The sequence below is a fragment of the Mesorhizobium sp. M7A.F.Ca.CA.002.09.1.1 genome, from assembly GCF_003998555.1.
GTDB classification, from domain to species: domain Bacteria; phylum Pseudomonadota; class Alphaproteobacteria; order Rhizobiales; family Rhizobiaceae; genus Mesorhizobium; species Mesorhizobium ciceri.
In genome coordinates, this window is sequence record NZ_RZRR01001417.1 from 1 (window position 1) to 798 (window position 798).

The window sequence follows — 798 nt, forward strand, 5'->3', positions numbered from 1 at the left end:
GAAGATGGGTCTCGAACTGGAAATCATCTTCAACAAGGGCGCGGTGATGATCCTGCCGAGCGGCATCAACAAAGCCACCGGGCTCGCCGCGGCCCTTCAGGACCTTCGACTTTCGCCGCACAACGTCGTCGGCGTCGGCGACGCCGAGAACGATCATGCGTTCCTGCAAGCCTGTGGCTGCAGCGTCGCCGTCGACAATGCAATTCCGGCGGTCAAGGATACAGCCAACCTGATCATGCCTGGCGCCCGAGGCAAAGGCGTGGAGCAACTGATCGCAAAGCTGATAAAGCGTGATCACGCGATAGTGCCGAAGCGCCATGACGGCATCGTTCTTGGATCATCTGGCGGCGATGATACCTACCTGTCGCCGAGCGACACGATCCTCATTGCCGGGAGTTCCGGTATCGGTAAATCCACCTTGGCCACCGCGCTGACCGAACGCTTCGTCGAAAGCGGCTTTCAGTTTTGTGTCTTCGATCCCGAAGGCGACTATGATGGCCTCGAAGGCGCCGTTCGCCTGGGAGACGGCTCAAGCGCGCCGACAAAGGCGCAAGTGCTCGATCTGATCGCCAAGGCCGACAGCAACATAGTCGTCAATGGACTGGCCCTGCGGGTCGACGAGAGGCCGGATTTCTTTGCCGACCTGCTGCCTGGCCTCAGCAGTTTCCGCCGGCGCACCGCGAGACCGCACTGGCTCGTGATCGATGAAGCGCATCATCTTCTGCCCAAGCGGCGCGACGATACGCGGGCGGTTCTGTCATTGGAATTGCCTGGCACAATCCTGATCACCGTTCACCC

At 60.5% G+C, this 798-nt stretch carries 1 protein-coding gene; it reads left to right on the forward strand.

Annotated elements, in window-relative coordinates:
• On the forward strand, nucleotides 1-798 hold a 798-nt coding region (locus EN994_RS33670), incomplete at both ends, for an HAD-IIB family hydrolase (RefSeq protein WP_127308267.1).